Annotated in this window: 11 protein-coding genes; 4 read left to right on the forward strand and 7 right to left on the reverse strand. The window is 56.1% G+C overall.

What is annotated here, in order from left to right; all coding sequences use genetic code 11:
- The first annotated feature begins 250 nt into the window (after positions 1-250).
- Both J8Z22_RS16655 and J8Z22_RS16660 read left to right on the forward strand, forming a co-directional pair.
- A complete protein-coding gene (locus tag J8Z22_RS16655) occupies positions 251-1,984 on the forward strand; it encodes a hydrogenase maturation protein (RefSeq protein ID WP_252007136.1) in 1,734 nt (577 codons plus the stop codon).
- A gap of 84 nt (positions 1,985-2,068) precedes the next feature.
- A complete protein-coding gene (locus J8Z22_RS16660) occupies positions 2,069-2,449 on the forward strand; it encodes a DUF2127 domain-containing protein (protein ID WP_028114627.1) in 381 nt (126 codons plus the stop codon).
- Here the strand turns inward: J8Z22_RS16660 and J8Z22_RS16665 are convergent.
- The 6 genes from J8Z22_RS16665 to J8Z22_RS16690 all read right to left on the reverse strand — a co-directional run bounded on the left by J8Z22_RS16665 (position 2,446) and on the right by J8Z22_RS16690 (position 10,122).
- Positions 2,446-3,072, reverse strand: coding sequence for a PolC-type DNA polymerase III (locus tag J8Z22_RS16665; RefSeq protein WP_252007137.1), 627 nt, complete (start codon positions 3,070-3,072; stop codon positions 2,446-2,448). The two genes, J8Z22_RS16660 and J8Z22_RS16665, sit on opposite strands and share 4 nt — an antisense overlap.
- Positions 3,073-3,123: 51 nt before the next feature.
- Entirely contained in the window at positions 3,124-4,044 is a 921-nt protein-coding gene (locus J8Z22_RS16670) for a YjjW family glycine radical enzyme activase (RefSeq protein ID WP_252007138.1), read from the reverse strand.
- Positions 4,035-5,585: a YjjI family glycine radical enzyme gene (locus J8Z22_RS16675; RefSeq protein ID WP_252007139.1), complete on the reverse strand. Its 1,551-nt coding sequence runs from the start codon at positions 5,583-5,585 to the stop codon at positions 4,035-4,037. The genes J8Z22_RS16670 and J8Z22_RS16675 overlap by 10 nt, the downstream gene beginning before the upstream one ends.
- A gap of 138 nt (positions 5,586-5,723) precedes the next feature.
- Positions 5,724-7,688, reverse strand: coding sequence for a DNA topoisomerase III (locus J8Z22_RS16680; protein WP_252007140.1), 1,965 nt, complete (start codon positions 7,686-7,688; stop codon positions 5,724-5,726).
- Positions 7,689-7,841: 153 nt separating this feature from the next.
- Positions 7,842-9,827, reverse strand: coding sequence for a hypothetical protein (locus J8Z22_RS16685; RefSeq protein ID WP_252007141.1), 1,986 nt, complete (start codon positions 9,825-9,827; stop codon positions 7,842-7,844).
- Complete coding sequence (locus tag J8Z22_RS16690; RefSeq protein WP_252007142.1) at positions 9,811-10,122, reverse strand: LuxR C-terminal-related transcriptional regulator; 312 nt, start codon at positions 10,120-10,122, stop codon at positions 9,811-9,813. Before J8Z22_RS16690 ends, J8Z22_RS16685 begins: the two co-directional genes overlap by 17 nt.
- 340 nt (positions 10,123-10,462) lie before the next feature.
- On the opposite strand from J8Z22_RS16690, the gene J8Z22_RS16695 reads away from it, so the two are divergent.
- Positions 10,463-11,320 (forward strand): TetR/AcrR family transcriptional regulator, encoded by an 858-nt coding sequence (locus J8Z22_RS16695; protein ID WP_252007143.1) that lies wholly within the window; start codon positions 10,463-10,465, stop codon positions 11,318-11,320.
- A 57-nt stretch (positions 11,321-11,377) separates the two neighbouring features.
- On the opposite strand, the gene J8Z22_RS16700 is transcribed toward J8Z22_RS16695, so the two are convergent.
- Positions 11,378-12,148, reverse strand: a complete 771-nt coding sequence (locus J8Z22_RS16700; RefSeq protein ID WP_252007144.1) for a TetR/AcrR family transcriptional regulator — start codon at positions 12,146-12,148, stop codon at positions 11,378-11,380.
- Positions 12,149-12,405: 257 nt separating this feature from the next.
- On the opposite strand from J8Z22_RS16700, the gene J8Z22_RS16705 reads away from it, so the two are divergent.
- Entirely contained in the window at positions 12,406-13,929 is a 1,524-nt protein-coding gene (locus J8Z22_RS16705) for a flavocytochrome c (RefSeq protein ID WP_252007145.1), read from the forward strand.
- Positions 13,930-13,936: the final 7 nt, after the last annotated feature.

Consider the following 13,936-nt stretch of genomic DNA (forward strand, 5'->3'; position numbering starts at 1 on the left):
CAGCTCGCCGGGTATCGACAGGCTCGAAGCTGAAGCAGGAGACAGTTCACAATTTCCCATCACAACCACAACAAAAGGATCATCAAAAATGCCACATTTGTGATCCCTGTGGGCTTTTGTCCATACCCAAGCGCACAGGAATGGGTCACTATGTCGACCAGACTGCGGCAACGACTGCAACGCCAGTGCCGATTTCAGCCCAGGGCACCCATCGTGCTTTAGCACCACCTGTAACAACCAATGAGACAGCATGCGAATTTTACTGTTGGTCACCGCCTTTAATGGCCTCTCACAACGAATTCATCAGCAGCTTAGCCAGGAAGGGCACTGCGTCAGCGTGGTGTTTGCGACCCACGAACGGGAGCTTAGAAAGACCCTGAATCAGTTCCAGCCCGAACTGATCCTGTGCCCATTCCTGAAACATCGGATTGCCGATGACATCTGGCAAAACTACCTGTGCATCATTATTCATCCCGGCATCACCGGCGACCGGGGCCCATCGTCCCTGGACTGGTCGATTCTCGAGCAACAGCCGAGTTGGGGCGTTACCGCCTTGCAGGCGGACCAGGAGATGGACGCCGGTGACATCTGGGGCAGCCAGCCGTTTCCCATGCGCTCGGCCCCCAAGGCCAGTCTCTACCGTCAGGAGGTCAGCACCGCCGCCGCCCTGTTGGTCACCGAATTAATGCAGCATCTGCGCCAGGGAGGGTTTGCTCCTCGCCCTTTGAACTACGCCGATCCCAGCGTCAAAGGCGAGCTGAAACCGCTGATTAAACAAGCACAGCGCCGCATCGACTGGCTCAAAGACGACACCGACACCGTCCTTCGCAAAATCCACGCCGCCGACAGCGTACCCGGTGTGCTGGATGAGTTCTGCGGCCTGGCGGTGCACCTGTATGGCGCCCACCGGGAGACGCAACTTACCGGGCCAAAGCCGAAATCGATCCTCGCCACCCGTCACGGTGCCATCTGCGTGGCCACCAAGGACGGTGCCATCTGGATCTCTCACCTTAAACTGCAAAAGACCGACGACACCCTGTTCATCAAGCTGCCCGCCACCTGGGTGCTGCAATCGCGCCTGCCCGATGTACCCGAAGCCGAACTGCCGCTGCTGCCGGACTACGATCCGAATCGTTTCAGCGAGATCAGCTACCTTCAGCAGGATGAAGTCGGCTATCTGTGGTTCAATTTTCACAACGGCGCCATGGGCACCGAGCAATGCCAGCGCCTGCTTAAAGCCTATCAACAGGCCTGTCAGCGGGACATTCGAGTGTTGGTGCTGATGGGAGGGGATGACTTCTGGAGCAACGGCATTCACCTCAATCACATTGAAGCCGCCGCCGACCCGGCGGCCGAGTCATGGCAGAACATCAACGCCATCAACGATGTCGTCGAAGCCATTCTGCTCACGGACGACAAGCTGACGGTGGCTGCGGTCGGCAACAACGCCGGTGCCGGTGGGGTAATGATGGCGCTGGCCTGCGACACCGTGGTGGCCCGGGATGGCGTGGTGCTCAACCCTCACTACCAGTCGATGGGGCTGTATGGCTCAGAATACTGGACCTACACCCTGCCCAAGCGGGTTGGCGAAGCGGTGGCACAGCAGTTGACCCAGGCCTGCTTGCCGGTGGGCAGCGCGCAGGCCCGGCAACTGGGATTGGTGGATCAGGTGTTGCCTGGCCAGATGGCTGAATTTCAGCGGCAGCTGGCTGACTACGCGGTCACCATGGCAAGGTCCGAGCAGTATCACAGCCGACTGCAGGCCAAGCGCCAGACTCGCCACCTCGATGAACAGCAGCGTCCCCTGGCCGATTTCCGGCGCCAGGAACTGGAGCAGATGCACCAATGCTTCCATGGTTTTTTAAGCGACTATCACCGCCTGCGCTATGGTTTTGTCTATAAAATGTGCCCTCGGGTCACCCCGCCGAGGTTAGTCCATCCGCTCGCTCGCAAACGGCCGACCTCGACGGTCCGCAGTCGCTGACGGCTCTCGACTTCGACAGCCGCATTCCGATCCACACGCGCAACATGCTAGGGTAACAGGCTGGTTAGCTTAAGGAGTTCACCCTTGCTTCTGCCCCGTTTTTTGGCCCTGTGCACCGGCCTTTATGCCGGTATCGGCCTGGCGATAACAGTGGCCGGTACGGCCAGCCTGGCACCGGCTCTGGTCTATGCCACCCTGTATGGAGGACTGCCGCTGCTGGCCGCCATCGGCCTCTGGCGACAGCAACGCTGGGCGATGATCATGGCGCTGCTGCTGTTTGCCAGCCAGATCATCCGCCCGCTGGGGGCCGGGCTGGGACTGGCTTACTCCCCCCCGATCTCATTGGGCATTCCCATCTGGAGCACCACTCTGGCGCGAGGTTGGCTGCTGGATCTGTTAGCGCTGTTACTGACGCTGGCCCTTGGCTGGCTGCTGCGCCGCAGCGCACCGCAACCAGCGCCTTAACGCGCCAACGAAGCCAGGTAGTGGTCGATTTTGGCCTTCGGGGTTTTAGCCAGCTTCTGCAACTGAGAGAATTGAAGTCCTGCCAGGCGGTGCCGCTGTTGCATCTCGTTGACCATCATCATCCACAAGCGGGCGGTCATTTCGGAATCGGCCAAGGCTCGGTGAAACACGCCATCGTTTTCGATCTGCCGGTAGGCCACCAGCGACCCCAGCTTATGGTTTGGCGCCTGCGGGTACCAGCGCCGGGCAATCAACATCGAGCAGGCAAACCCACCTTGATAGTTCCGCCCAATGGCGGCCAGTTCGGCATCGAGAAAACGCTGGTCAAACGAGGCGTTGTGGGCCACCAGATTGGCTCCGGCAATAAAATCGGCAAACCGATCCATCACTTCAGCGCAACCTGGAGCAGCGGAGAGCATGGCATTACTGATGCCGGTGTAACTCTCGATGAAGCCACTGACCCGAAAGCCCGGGTTCATCAATTGCTGAAATCGATCCACCACCTGGCCCTGATGCAGCTTAACCGCGCCAATCTCGATGGCACGATCTCCCTGGCCCGGTGACAACCCGGTGGTCTCGAAATCCAGGACCACCACGGAATCGGCAGATTCAGCCGTAACCATACACACTCATCCAATCAACGTCGTTAAAGCCGGTCAGGATACCGGAGCCGGTCACTGGATCCCAGTTCTTCTGACCTCAATCCCGGCCTGAGTCAGTTGAGCGTCCAGCTGATCCAGCCGAGAAGCCGGGGTCGGAGGGTGGGTTTCAGCAAACTCCGGGCGCACTCCATGATGCTGAAAGCCGTTGAGGCGGATCGGAACCGGACTCTGTAGCTGCCGATGCAGCCGAATCAGTGCGGCAACTTCGGCGTCAGTATCATTGCAGCCGGCGATCACCAGCCAGCGCAACTCCTCGAGTTTATTGGCCTCGGCCAGCAAGCGAGCGGACGCCAATACCTGGTGGTTACTGCGTCCGGTTAAGCGGCGGTGCAGGCCATTATCCAGCGCCTTGATGTCCAGCATGACCCCGTCCACCCGCTGCAGCAGCGCCGGCCAGTGTTCGGCGGCCAGCAAGCCATTGGAGTCCAGCAACCGGGTCAAGGATCGACAGGAGGGTGTTAACGCCATGGCGTCACACAACCCCTGAATCCAGCGTCGCTGCAACGTGGCCTCGCCACCGGAAAAGGTTACCCCATCGAGCAGAAGCGCATTGGCGCTGATGCGGGCCAGCATTTGCGAATGAGTGAATCGCAGCGCCGCCGGATTGCCGCCTCTGGGGCAATGCGGCAGACAATCGTCGCACTGTTGGCACAGCGCAGGGTCGCAGCGCAGCGCCTTCCTTTGCCCCGAGCCGCGCACCAGAGTCAGCGCATCCTGGGGGCAGTGTGACACACAGTCGCCACAGTGATTGCACAGGCCGATGGTCTGGGGATTGTGGCAGCTGCCACAATCCATGTTACAACCCTGGAAGAACAACACCATGCGACTGCCGGGGCCATCGACACAACTGAAATCCAGCACCTTGCTCAGCAGCGCCGTCGCCGGCTTTGGCTTTGGGGCCGGTGCCAGCGGTGCCAATGCGGTTATTTCCACAGTGCCGCCGGGTGCTGCTCGTGGCTGATCACCCCCGCCTGACGCTCGAGAATTCCCACCACATCCACGGCCTCCGCCCCCAGGCAGGTGGAGTGGTGCCGCTCCGCCTGCTGACGGAACTTGTCGATGTCGGATTTCTTCACCATAAAACCGGTGACCCGAACCAAATCGTTATCGCTGAGGTTGGCGGTAAACATTCTCAGCCCCAGCCCCAGCCCCCCTTGGACCAGCCGGGTCAATGCGGTCGGATTGTGGCGTATGGTGGGATCAATGGCGAAGATGTCACTGATGCCGCCATCGAAGTAACGATGCATGGGGGCGCACACCTTGATGTGATTAAGGGTATCGGGTTCACTGCCGACCGGAATCCGGGTGCCGGCGGTTTCATCGGCGTCGCAGGAGATCCCGGACTGAGAGTGGAACACCAGCTTGCCACCGGCGCAATGGATCATGTCGATGGCGTCCACCTGCAATTGATAGGCGGCCACGATGCGCTGCCCAATCTCGGTGGCCTCGGCATCCAGCCCATAGCGCCCCGGCTTACCCTGATGATCCATCAATTGGTTCACCAACTCCGCCAGGCCATAGATACCAAACATGGCGGTAAAGCGATCCAGTCGCACCAGCCCCTCCCGACACAGGAAATGAGACTGGAAGAAGCTAGACTCCTCCACCAGGAAGCGGATTCTGTGGGCCATGGCCTCGGCCATCTGCTCGGCACACTCAGGCACCACCCGGCCAAGATAATCCTCGACACTGCCGTCACAACGCGCAAAGGAGGCACGCAGATTCAACCGCATCAGGGTATGAGAGCCACCGCCGATGGGCAGGGAGTTATAGCAGCTCACCACGCCGTAGTCGCCGTCAAAGTCGGCACCGATAAGCGGATGATTGGCGATGTGAGGTTTATTGCAGGCGATGATGTTGTCCACCACCTGCTGCAGTAACTGCGGGGGCGTACACTGAGGGTCGTAGCGAAAGGTCAGGTTGGGCACCGACTGCTTGAGGCTGGCGTCCACCTTGAGGATCGCCCTGCCAACCCGGCTGTCTTCGGGGCCGATATTGGCATGCACAAAGGAGTCTGGCAGGGTGCGGTCGATCATTTGCCAGAACAGCCTCAGCTTCTTCTCCAGCTGGACATCGGTCAGCGCTGAATCCACGAAAGGTTCCAACAACTGGTCCAACTGCCCCAGGAACACTGGGTAGCTGGTTACGGAAGGGACATGCTGATACAGGATAGTGAGAAAATTGATCGCTTCGTCCAGATCTTGCGGCGGCTCCAGCTCGAGAAACTCGCAGCCCTGGCGCATCGCCATGGCGTAATCTGGCAGGACGTAGCGAGGCTTATAAGGGGCGCTGCTTTCAAACATGTCGTGAAACACCCCCTGCTCCAGTCCTTGCTGAATCTCGGTCGAAAACGCCGGTTCCGGCAGCATCGACTCCGCCAGCTGAGACAGGGCCAATTGCTTCTGGCTCTGAGTCAGATTGGATTGACGAATAAGGGAGAGGGCTTGCTGCTGAAACTGTTGGAGTTGCACCATGATTGGACCACTGCTTGTTGATTGTGACAGGACGGAGCTTTCGGTAGCGCCCGGACGACGATACCGACGTTCTCTAGCAGCATTCTGACCCTTTTCCAATGCGATTAGGAGTGCTCAGCTCACAAAGCCGGCACCGGACTAGGCCTTTCTTTTGCTGGCTGGCGAACGGCCCGAGGCCTTGCTTCGCCCACCCCGGCCCGCGGGAGATTTCCGCTTGCGTCGGGGTTTAGGCGCCTGCACGCCCCTTAACGACTCCGGCACATGCTGGCGCGCCTGCTCGACCAGGCGCTGCAGCTGTTGCTGCAACGGGTTCATAAAGCCCTGATAGCTTTGCTGACGCTCCCGTATCGCTTCCAGAGCCGCTTCCCATTGCGCGGTCATGTCCGGTGTGGTTGCCAGTTCAGGTAAACTGTCGATCAGGGCGCGACCGGCATCGGAGGCCTGAATCTGCTTACCTTGACGGATCAGAAACCCGCGCCGGAACAACAGCTCAATAATGCCTGCCCGGGTGGCTTCGGTACCCAAACCGTCGGTCTCCTTCAAGATGGCCTTGATGTTCGGGTCGGCCACATGGCGGGCGATGTTGGTCATGGCCGCCAGCAGGGTAGCATCGGTGAAGTGCTTGGGGGCTTGAGTATGCTTCTCCACCACCTCCCCCTGCCGGCAGTGCAGCGACTGGCCCTGCTGCAGCACCGGCAACGATGCAGCCTGGTGTTCCTCTTCGGTCTCCGCCTTGCCTTCTTTGGCCGGAAACAGCGCCTTCCAGCCGGCCTCTACCGGCACCTTAGCGGCGGCCGTAAACACCCCGGTGCCGATGGTCACCGTTACCTTGGTCTCATCGAAGCGGTAATCCGGGTAAAACTGCAGCAGGTACTGGCGAGCAATCTGCTGGTAGATCTTCGCTTCGTCGGCACTGATGCGGGCACTGCCCTGCTTGCCGGTGGGAATAATGGCATGGTGGGCGTCGACCTTAGCATCGTTCCAGGCCCGGCTTTTGCGGTTCAAATCGGCGCCGGTCACCGCCTCCGCCAGTTCGTCACAGTGATGGGCCACCGCCTGACACACCTTGGGGGCATCCCGGTGTTGCTGTTTAGGCAGGTAGCGACTGTCGGACCTGGGGTAGGTAATGAGTTGATGGCGTTCATACAGGCTCTGACACAGATCCAGCACCTTTTGGGCGCTGAAGCCAAACCGCTTAGCGGCATCGATCTGCAGTGCCGACAGGTTATAGGGCAAGGGAGCCGACTGAGATTTGCGCTTCTTCTCCGCCTTGGTCACCACCGCCGGCTGATCGGTAATGCGTTCGGCCACATTCTCCGCCAACCGCTTCGACAGCACCCGCCCCTCTTCATCCTGATAGGGCTGACAGGCCTCACTGGGTTGCCATTTGGCGGTAAACGGCTGTTGCTCCTCGGTCACCAGCTTTGCCAGCACGTCGTAAAAAGGGCGCAATACGAAATCGGCAATCGCCTTATCCCGGCGAACGACCAGCCCCAGCAGCGGCGTTTGCACCCGCCCCACCGACAACACGCCCTGATAGTGGACCTTTCGCCCCTGCAGGGTATAGGCCCGGGTCATGTTGATGCCGTACAGCCAATCGGCTCGCGACCTCGCCAGTGCCGATACCGACAGGGGCACAAACTCACGGTTTGGGCGCAACTGCCCCAGCGCCCGGGTCACCGCCGCCGGCGTTAAATCGCTGACCAGCAGGCGCTGAACCTGCTGCTGCTTGGTGCGACTGACCTTGCAGTGATGAATCACCTCATCCACCAGCAACTGCCCTTCTCGGTCCGGGTCACCGGCATGAATGAGCTGCTGCGCCTGCTTCATCAACTTACGCAACACCGTCAACTGTTTTTGGCACCCCTTGCGGGTTTTCAGCTGCCACTCCTCCGGCACAATCGGCAGATGCTGCTCCTGCCAGGATTGCCAGTGCGCCTGGTAATCACCGGGCTCAGCTTGCTCAAGCAAGTGGCCAACGCACCAACTGACGCAATCGCCATTACCCAGCTCGATGTAGCCTTCATGGTTTTTGTGCGGTTTGGGCAGCACCGCCGCAATGGCGCGCCCCAGGCTGGGTTTTTCGGCAATGTAGAGTTTCATGGCGACACAGTAACTGTATGAATGAACAGTAGTGTAGCGAAAGGAGGAGGAAGTGTGAACCGACATTGCCTTTCTGTAGCTTCATTACGAGTCCGCAAAATAGAAAAGGCCACCTTTACAGGTGGCCTTGATGCGATTGCTGTCGCTTAACTCTTATTCATTGGGGTGGCAGGTCTGGCAACTGGCCGGCTCCGGAAAGCTGCTGTGCAGACCGAAGTACTCTGCCGGTTTCTTGTTGTAGCCAAACGACTTATGTTCTGCAATGGCTTCGTTCCAGCCCTGTTCAGGTACCTGGTCACCGCTGTAGACGTCTCCATGGCGAGTGATGGTCTTGGCATGACAGAAACCGCAAGTGGTGACCTCTCCATGGCCCTTGGGCGCCCCATTACTGCCATGACACTCAGCACACTCAAATGGCGCTTTATCATCCACCACATGGCCCTTATTGGTGTCACTGTCGTGACAGGTGGCGCAGTTGGGTTGCTTCCAACCGAAGTGGCTTTCGGTTAATGGCGCCTTGGCCTTACTGATGTCAAACGGCTGGAAATCCAGTTCCGGTGGCAGCGGGCTGGCCAATTCATTGCCCTTGATGTCTTCGCCCTTGGTGATCAGTTGATCCAAAAACTCGTCGGTGGCGTTGAAGCTAGCCCGGGAAAAGCTCACGTACTCAGGGCTGACGATAACCACCATGTCACTCAGGGCGTGAACGTCGTTGCCACCAAACACATAGTGGAAATAGGAGCGCTTTTTGCCATTCTCATCTCTGCCAAAGGGGGCCACTGGCACCTTGTCACCGAGGTAAGGGGGCTTCCAGCCAGGTTGACCCAACTCGGTTTCACGCCAGCTGCCGCCGGTACATTCTGTGGTCGGCATGGTCCAGTATTCACTGCCAGTAAATTCAACGTTACACATGATGTCCTTATACAGCACCCCGGTCATACCAGAGTCGTTAGCACGTTCAAGCTCGCCGTTGTGGAATACAAAGCCAGAGGTGCCGGACGCCGCATGCTCGACACTGAACACATGACCTTCGTCATCGACGCCATCAATCTTCATCCAGTTCATTACATAGGAGTTACTGGTTACGCCGGTACTCAGATCCGGCCACCAGTTAAAGTGTACATCCACCTCGGGGCGGCTTTCCGCCAGAGACAGCATCACATCCATCACGGTATAGACACCAGGTTTGAGCACGTCGGTACGCATGTTGTGAGGCGTCACCTCTACGTCGTAGAAAATGGCGTCCTTGTCCCAGTCCCACTCGATGATCACCTCAGGAATAATGACCTTGCCACCATTCTGTTTAAGGCGTTGCTGCTCCTTACGGTAAATCTCCTTGCGTAGCTCTATTTCCTCCTTACAAGCAGGAATAAAGAAGGCTTTGCCATTATTATTAATCGGTTTTCTATCTATCTGCTTGTAGTCTTCTTCGGTATGAAAGACGTTGACGCCGTTTTGAGGCCAAGGCGCCACTGCGTACTGGAACTTCCAGCCACCGGGCTCGGTACAAGGCCCGTAAGGAGCGGTCAGAGGGGTGGTGGGGTGATTGGTCAGTTTGTCCACCTGTTCACCACTAAAGCCAGTGACGCCATTGATGGACTCGATCCAATAGGTATCCAACTCCTCGTCGTAGAAGTACTCCACATCCAGGTCGTATTTCTTAGCGGCGAACAGCAACAGATCCAGTACCGAGCCTTGTCCGTCCTGGAACCATTCAGGACGAATGCTGGTCCACTCCTCGGAAGTAAGGTCGATCTCCACATCTTTGAGAATGTAGTCGTACTCAAACATGTAGGTGGTGGTGTACATCAGCGAGATGTCACGATCGGAAAATCCCGCCGCCGGTGGGGTGCCGTCATTGCAGAAGCGCTTCTTCTGCGGATTGAATTCACAATCATAGATGGGATGACCCCATTTGGGGTTCTGGCGAATAATGTCGCTGGCGATGGACAGAGTGACGGTTCTGGGCAAAGTCACCTCAGGATCAATGCGTCCAAACACATTGTCCGCAGGCTGACTCTCTCCCGGCTCATCAATCGGTGGCTGAACCACCGGATCATCATCGGAATCCCCACAGCCGGGCAGGGTTAAGCAGGCGAACGGAACCAGCGCCAACAGCAGTTTATTTGATCTCATCATTACTCTCACTTGCGTTTTTTATGCATCCATTTTGCGTGGCAAGAAAAACCAGGTTGGACTTATTGGTGGCGCCAAACTTAGTTTTTGCAATATCCAGGTGATACTCGACTCCTCGGCGTGTTAAAAACAACGCCTCAGCAATCTCTTTAGTGCTGTATCCATGTGCTGTCATTTCAATGATTTTTATTGTTTTGTCTTTAATTTTTATATTCAGCTTACGGCATAATCCCGGCAGTGGTACCGAGTCATGTTGCTGACCTGGACTCATATTAAGGACGCCATTAATCTCTCTCATAACAACCTCAGGGATAAATCGAGATAATGAAAATGGTAATTTATGCACTAAACCAAGATTTTGAATTCCCCTCCAGATAAACTAAAAATGGAATAATTTGCCTACCGAGACCACCAATCCTGACCCAGTTCACGTCAACCCAGCAACCATGAGAACAACAATTACCACCACACCCCGAAAAACCCAACCACGATCACACCAGAAAACCCACTTCTTGCCAGGCCAGAGGAGAAAAAGGAAACCTCGCCAATCAATGTCACACTACCAGAAAAAATACCGTCGCCACTCCTGTACCCCGGCGTCAGCAACGCGCCATAATAGGCGTGGAGCCCTGACTGCAATGCAAGCCATGGTGGTGTTCCCCCCCGCAGAGAACTGGCGTCTACGCTGCATTGCAGGACAGAGTCTTAACAATCGCGCGCCAGGTGTTGCCTCCATCAACGCCCTTCCCAACGGCACTGCAGGGGGGGTAATTTGGCAACTCGGACACAGAGAGAGTCAGGCAGTCAAAATGAAACCAGATAAAGACACCATGCTCAATACGGCGGAAAGACTGATTGCCAATACTGGGCAGCACTATTTCAGCATGTCTAAACTGAGCCAGGAACTCGACGTTTCCAGTGGTTACCTTTATCGTGTCTTTCCATCCAAAGAAGACCTGCTCATCTGCATACTGATAAAGCGACTAAAACGATTAAATAACATAGCCATTTACTTAACTGAACACTCAAGCAGCCCAAAAGAGTGCATCGTGTGTCTCAATGTGTTGTTGGTTTATTTTTTCCGAGTTCAAAATAAAAACGATGGTATTGATTTCATGGGAGTGAACGGTTTTGCCATTAACAAAATTCAGGAACACCACCTTGAGAGTCTGAGCAGACAATTTAAGAAGCTGTTTTCTCTTTATAAAACGTTCACTTTATCGCAAATAAAGACCGGCAGGTTATTAGAATCTGAAGCCAATGCCAGTAAGCTGATGCTGCGCCTGTGGATGTTCTCCAGAGGCGCTTCCATGACCATGAGTCACTCTTTTGTTCCCTCCAGCATCATCTCGATGGAGGGTGTGCTCGAACACTGCATTGAAATTGCCCAACAATTTGCCTGGCATGACTCAGAGTACCACCGCAAAGTCGAGCACCACGAAGTCATGACTCAAATCAGAACTGCCTGCGATACCGCAACTTTCGACACCGACTGAGTGGATCCGACAGCAACTTGGGCATCGACACCACCCTAAGTGCATGCTCTTCGGGCATCAGGACCGGCGGCGGATTTTGAGATTGGCGTCGAGGCATTTCTTACAGGACAACTTGGATTTTATCCCCTTTTCAATAAAACGAGCCACCCGCTCCCTCAATTGACGATACTGGTTTACCGTCACTTTTTCATTCCAGTTAAAGGAGTTAACAATGGCCAAAATGCACTCCATCTCAACATTTTCTCGCTGGTGCTCGACCATTTTATCAATCAACTTACTTTCATAGGCGGTCGATTGACCATACAGCTGAAAATAGATCATCTGCGCCAGTAACAGTGTCCGCTCCGGCGTTTCATCCAGAGCCCCGTTGGCCTGAGCATCCAATGCCAACTCATGGATTAAATCAAAAAATCGATTGGCCCTGAGTTTAAAGCGATCCACTTTTTCGCAACTGGCCAGAGTCCAGACTTTGCTGTTTACCGACACCGATCTAAGTGACATGAAACTGCTGCTTTTAGCTACGGTTTCATAGGTGGTTAATATGGGGACAAGAAAGCGTTCCTGATAGCTAAGTGATTGTTCAGAATCTAAAATATCTGGGATATTATTGGACGTGGCGCTGCGAAGAAACAAACACAACAACACATCCTCCTTACTTTCAAAAAACTTGTATACCGAACCGGTAGAGCAGTTGGCCACCTTGGCAATATCTGAAAATTTAAACGAAATAATTCCTTGCTCTTCAATTAGTTGCTCCGCAGCATCCAACAGAATCTGGCATTTAATTTCCGCTTGTTGCGTATTGGGACAGTGCATAGTCAATGGCATTCCTGATTCAGTAATTCAAAATTACCTTTTCTTCAGAAATTTTGTTGTGACTCCTATCAACAATCCCCGTGGCCCAATTTTGTTTTAAAACAGAGCTCCACAAAACCCACCATTACTCACAAAAGAGAAAAGTTCACGAGGGCAGTCATGAAACTCTTTTTCACCTCAGGCCTGGTGTGAGTCAGATCTCACTAACCCCATCACCGCATCGCCATAGTGACCGAAAAATTCGGATGACACACCGGGAGACCACCACAATGACCACCGATACCACCAAGCGAACAACGCTGAAAGCCCTGGGGGCGTTGTCTCTGGGCGCCACTCTGCCTTTTACCAGCCAGGCAGCCAGCTGCAGCGCCACTGACTCCACTCGCTGGGATGCCAGCTACGACATCATCTGCGTCGGCTCCGGCTTTACCGGACTGGCGGCCGCCATCGAAGCCAAGCGCCGCGGCGCTCAATCGGTATTGGTCATCGAGAAAATGCCATATTGCGGTGGCAACGGCGTGATCAACGCCGGCCAGGCCTGTTTCGCTAACACCCCGCTGCAAAACAAACTTGGCATCGAAGACTCTGCCGAGCTGATGGTCAGTGACCAGTTAAAAGCCGGCCGGGGCATCGCCGACCGGGCCCTGCTGGAGCACAATGCCAAGCTGGGTCCATATGCATTTCAGATGACTAAGGAATGCGGTGCCGTGTACCTGGACTTCTGCCAGCAACCAGGGGGCCACTCGGCACCACGAAGCCATCAGGTGGTTGAGCGTTCCGGAGCAGGCATTATTCGGCCCATGCTGGCCGAATGTGAAAAACAGGGCATCATCGTTAAAACCCGAGTCAAATTTGACGACCTGGTGTTCAACGAGCAAGGCCGGGTCAGTGGCATTCGAGTGATGGAAGGCCACTATCATGACCGTCCAGGTCTTGGCAAACCCGCCACTCTGCAAGCCACCAAGGGGGTGGTCATGGCCACCGGCGGCTTCACTCAGAACATCCGTCTGCGCATGGCTCAGGATCCAACGCTCACCGAAGAGGTGGTCAGCACCAACGCTCCGGGCGCAACCGGTGATGGCCTGATCGCCATGATGAAAGGCGGCGCCAATCCGGTGCACCTGGCCCACATTCAATCCGGGCCCTGGGCATCACCGGATGAAGGCGGCTTCGGCTACGCCCCCAACTACGCCATTTTCAACTTCCCCCACTCCATCGCCATCGATCTGATGACCGGTCGACGCTTCATGAGCGAACTGGCAGATCGGAAGACTCGCGCCGACGCCGAGTTGCAACGAAGAGATGCCGACGGCAATCCACTGCCGGCCATTTTGCTGACCGCCAAAGCCCACTCCAGCCAGAATCAACACAGCCTGGACAACGTACTGGAAGCCAAAGTGGGCTGGGAGTTTGACTCTTTGGAAGCCGTCGCCAGCCACTTCAACATTCCACTGGCACCTTTGAAAGCCCAGGTAAAGGAGTGGAACGACTACGTCACCCAAGGTAAGGATGCCCAGTTTGGCAAGCCGATGAACCTGACCCAGGGCAAGCAGATGTCCGCGCCCTACAGCGTCATCCGTCTGTGGCCCAAGGTGCATTACTGCATGGGCGGTGTGCAGATCAACACCCAGGCCGAGGTGATTGCCGCGGCCACCGGCGCACCGATCCCTGGCCTGTACGCCGGCGGCGAAGTGGCTGGTGGGGTTCACGGCGTCAGCCGCCTCGGCGGTTGCTCCATTCCCGATTGTCTGGCCATGGGCATCACCGCCGCCCGCTCCATTATGAAAGCATGAGGTTATC

Source organism: Ferrimonas sp. SCSIO 43195 (assembly GCF_023716685.1).
Taxonomy (GTDB): domain Bacteria; phylum Pseudomonadota; class Gammaproteobacteria; order Enterobacterales; family Shewanellaceae; genus Ferrimonas; species Ferrimonas kyonanensis.

Bases quoted from the DNA above. Each gene is read 5' to 3' on its own strand.
- J8Z22_RS16705 (WP_252007145.1), top strand. From the start codon at position 12,406: ATGACCACCGATACCACCAAGCGAACAACGCTGAAAGCCCTGGGGGCG.
- J8Z22_RS16675 (WP_252007139.1), bottom strand. From the start codon at position 5,585: ATGGTGCAACTCCAACAGTTTCAGCAGCAAGCCCTCTCCCTTATTCGT.
- J8Z22_RS16695 (WP_252007143.1), top strand. From the start codon at position 10,463: ATGCAAGCCATGGTGGTGTTCCCCCCCGCAGAGAACTGGCGTCTACGC.
- J8Z22_RS16685 (WP_252007141.1), bottom strand. From the start codon at position 9,827: ATGATGAGATCAAATAAACTGCTGTTGGCGCTGGTTCCGTTCGCCTGC.
- J8Z22_RS16690 (WP_252007142.1), bottom strand. From the start codon at position 10,122: ATGAGAGAGATTAATGGCGTCCTTAATATGAGTCCAGGTCAGCAACAT.
- J8Z22_RS16655 (WP_252007136.1), top strand. From the start codon at position 251: ATGCGAATTTTACTGTTGGTCACCGCCTTTAATGGCCTCTCACAACGA.
- J8Z22_RS16680 (WP_252007140.1), bottom strand. From the start codon at position 7,688: ATGAAACTCTACATTGCCGAAAAACCCAGCCTGGGGCGCGCCATTGCG.
- J8Z22_RS16700 (WP_252007144.1), bottom strand. From the start codon at position 12,148: ATGCCATTGACTATGCACTGTCCCAATACGCAACAAGCGGAAATTAAA.
- J8Z22_RS16665 (WP_252007137.1), bottom strand. From the start codon at position 3,072: ATGGTTACGGCTGAATCTGCCGATTCCGTGGTGGTCCTGGATTTCGAG.